The following is a 2,760-nucleotide window of genomic DNA, read 5'->3' on the forward strand; positions in this document are numbered from 1 at the left end:
GGATGAGATCATCGATCTGAAATCCATGATATTGACAACATCCTCCCGCCTGTTCAATCTGGAGTCGATCGCATCTTTGATCCCATCGATCTCATCCAGATTAGCTACCGTAATGACGACCTGATCGTACTTCCCGCGACCACCATAGATCGACTCGTACCACCGCTCAGATCCAACAATTGCGTTGTCAGTCTGGATACTCCCGGAAAATCCGGTGTTCTCAAGGATTCCGACAACACGGATCCGCTGTTCACGTGCTCCAATACCGATTGTAATGAAATTTCCTTCCTTGAGTCCGTATTGCCTCGCAAGGTTCTGACCTATCATCACGCCTTCTGTTCCGGAGACGTACCTGCCGGAAACAAGCGTTGTTATCGATTGGAGTTCTGTTGGATCTACACCATAGACTGAAGAGTACCCGCGGGTGTCTCCCACCTTCACCTGATCATAGGTGTTATGGAAGGCAATTGTCGGATTTCTCCCCGCAATCAATTTTATCTGCCTGAGATTTGACTCATCTATCCCTGCCTTCACATCTCCAACCGAAGGGCTGGCAGGGGTGATGATGATTGTATTGCCCATCTTCATGAGTTCATCAGATACGGACTGTTCAAGCGCCCCGCCGAGGAGCCCCATTGACGTGATCGCAACAACACCGATGATGATCCCAATTGCTGCAAGAATTGAACGGAAGAGGTGGAGCCTGACATTTCTCTTAGCAAGTTCAAACGTCATTCCAAGATGTATCATTGGATCACCCCGTCACGTATGGTGATGATCCGATCGGCATAGGTTGCGATCTCGTCGGAATGTGTGACCATGACGATCGTCTTCCCCTCACGGTTTAAGTCATGTAAGAGTTCCATGATCTGGGTTCCGGTCTTTGAATCAAGATTGCCGGTCGGCTCGTCACAGAGGAGGATCCTCGGATCGTTTGCAAGGGCACGTGCGATTGCCACCCTCTGCTGCTGCCCCCCTGAAAGCTGGTTTGGCGTGTGTTGTGCCAGACTGCCGTCAAGGCCGACGAGTCTTAAGAGTTCAGCAGGTTTACCGGTCATATCCCTACTTCCGGTCTTTAAAATCAGTGGATACTCGACATTCTCAAACGCTGTCAGAAGTGGAATGAGGTTGAACTTCTGAAAGATGAAACCGATCGCATCCCGGCGAAGGTTCGTCAGTTCGAAGTCTGAAAGTTCGCGTGTGTTCTTCCCCTCGATATACAGGTCGCCACTGGTCGGCTGATCGAGGCACCCGATCTGGTTTAAGAGGGTGGTCTTGCCGGATCCGGAAGCCCCCATGATCGCTACAAACTCTCCAACACCAATATCCAGAGTAACACCGTTCAATGCGTAGACATCTCCCGCTTCCATCGGATAAATTCGTTTGACATCTTCAAGCCGGATGCATATCTCCATTCTTCTCTCCACAAAGGTGCAGGACACCGGATGTAAAATATATTGTACATTTTGTTATATATGGGTTGTGAGAGAACCTTCAGTCGTCATAGAGAAATATCTCATCAACAGGGACTGCGAAGTAACGGCTTATCTTGAAAGCGAGTTCGAGTGATGGGTCGTATTTACCTTTTTCAATGGCGAGGATCGTCTGCCGGGTGACACCAAGAGCCTGCGCAAGTTCCTCCTGAGTCAGATTATGCTCTGTCCGGTAGACTTTGATGGTATTCCTCATCGCTATGCTCCAAACTTACGTGTATAGTACAGCCAGAATATGATGAAGACTGCTATGATTAAAATAATATTTTGTACAAGGGCATATCCCCAGTCAAGAAGGTTTGATGCATCAGCGAAGTATCCGATACCGAGGATGAAGACAGAGAAGAGGAAGAGTACCAGCACCGAGACCTCAAGTGTCCGGACAGCCGTCTTTTCATAGATCAGCACAAGACGCTCATCGATGATGATGTTCATCCTTCTCCAGATCCAGAAGATGAGGAGTATCATTGCGAGTGCCACGAATTGGAGCAGTTCAACATTCTCCATACTCATTGCAGCCCATATGCCTGCTATGAGGGCGAGACCAATGGCAATTGGAGCAGACCATGAAGCGATGCGATTCATCCTTCAAGTAGATGCGATAAGCATCTAATAATAGATTCCGAAGGGAGAATGGCACAGTTACAATAGGTAACGGGGCATCCCCGCCTATGTTACATATTGTTACTGGCCGGATTGTATGGTGTTACAATGTGTAACATTGAACTACTCTCACGTCAGATCACCTATCCATGTCTAGGGTAGTCAGGATTTCTGAGGATGCCTATGAGATTGCAACAGCGTACGGGTCAGGCCTGAGTGAGGGGATACGGATGATGGATGCTATCATCAGGGAACTACGCACAACAGGGCGATCTCCACTTGATGTAAAAGAGATCGAACGGATGGTCAGATCAGCAGTCCGGGACGAGATCGAGTCGGTTGTGTACCGGGGTTAGTATCAAACCCGCAGTTTTATCTCCGGAGGATGAGGAGAGTACGGGAGGCTTTTATGAAAGACGAACTCACTATCCGTGGATGGGTCGAAGAAGACGGAAGGATCCTGACAGGAGACGAGATCGAAACGATCCTGTCTGATCACCCGGATCGGGTCTGCGGTTTTGGGGGAGAGTTTTCGATCACCTATGGGACATACCGTCTCCGCGATCATCTGGGGGTGGTGCCCGGTAACTCCCCGGCTGGTCAGTTTCAGAAGAATGATAGCACAGTGTGTAGTATCGCTCCAAATCCCCCGTTAATGCCACTA

At 49.1% G+C, this 2,760-nt stretch carries 5 protein-coding genes and 1 pseudogene; 2 read left to right on the plus strand and 4 right to left on the minus strand.

Annotated elements, in window-relative coordinates:
• From Q7V06_RS05855 to Q7V06_RS05870, 4 genes are all read right to left on the minus strand, one after another.
• A partial coding sequence (locus tag Q7V06_RS05855; protein WP_304839403.1) for an ABC transporter permease occupies positions 1-750 on the minus strand: 750 nt, incomplete at its 3' end.
• Positions 747-1,415 carry an ABC transporter ATP-binding protein gene (locus tag Q7V06_RS05860; protein ID WP_304839405.1) on the minus strand — a complete coding sequence of 223 codons (669 nt, stop codon included), beginning with the start codon at positions 1,413-1,415 and terminating at the stop codon, positions 747-749. The genes Q7V06_RS05855 and Q7V06_RS05860, both read right to left, overlap by 4 nt.
• 79 nt (positions 1,416-1,494) lie before the next feature.
• A complete protein-coding gene (locus Q7V06_RS05865; RefSeq protein WP_304839407.1) occupies positions 1,495-1,689 on the minus strand; it encodes a helix-turn-helix transcriptional regulator in 195 nt (64 codons plus the stop codon).
• Positions 1,690-1,691: 2 nt separating this feature from the next.
• Positions 1,692-2,078, minus strand: coding sequence for a DUF2178 domain-containing protein (locus Q7V06_RS05870; RefSeq protein ID WP_304839410.1), 387 nt, complete (start codon positions 2,076-2,078; stop codon positions 1,692-1,694).
• A gap of 167 nt (positions 2,079-2,245) precedes the next feature.
• Here Q7V06_RS05870 and Q7V06_RS05875 point away from each other — a divergent pair, with 167 nt between their 5' ends.
• Together Q7V06_RS05875 and Q7V06_RS05880 are read left to right on the plus strand one after the other, a co-directional pair.
• Positions 2,246-2,452, plus strand: coding sequence for a hypothetical protein (locus Q7V06_RS05875; RefSeq protein WP_304839412.1), 207 nt, complete (start codon positions 2,246-2,248; stop codon positions 2,450-2,452).
• A gap of 53 nt (positions 2,453-2,505) precedes the next feature.
• Positions 2,506-2,760 (plus strand): annotated as a pseudogene (locus Q7V06_RS05880) (asparagine synthase); the annotation flags it as partial.

Source organism: Methanocalculus sp., assembly GCF_030651615.1.
Taxonomy (GTDB): Archaea; Halobacteriota; Methanomicrobia; order Methanomicrobiales; family Methanocorpusculaceae; genus Methanocalculus.

Excerpts from the sequence above, each read along its gene's own strand:
- Q7V06_RS05870 (WP_304839410.1), bottom strand. The coding sequence starts at position 2,078 with ATGAATCGCATCGCTTCATGGTCTGCTCCAATTGCCATTGGTCTCGCC.
- Q7V06_RS05865 (WP_304839407.1), bottom strand. The coding sequence starts at position 1,689 with ATGAGGAATACCATCAAAGTCTACCGGACAGAGCATAATCTGACTCAG.
- Q7V06_RS05875 (WP_304839412.1), top strand. The coding sequence starts at position 2,246 with ATGTCTAGGGTAGTCAGGATTTCTGAGGATGCCTATGAGATTGCAACA.
- Q7V06_RS05860 (WP_304839405.1), bottom strand. The coding sequence starts at position 1,415 with ATGGAGATATGCATCCGGCTTGAAGATGTCAAACGAATTTATCCGATG.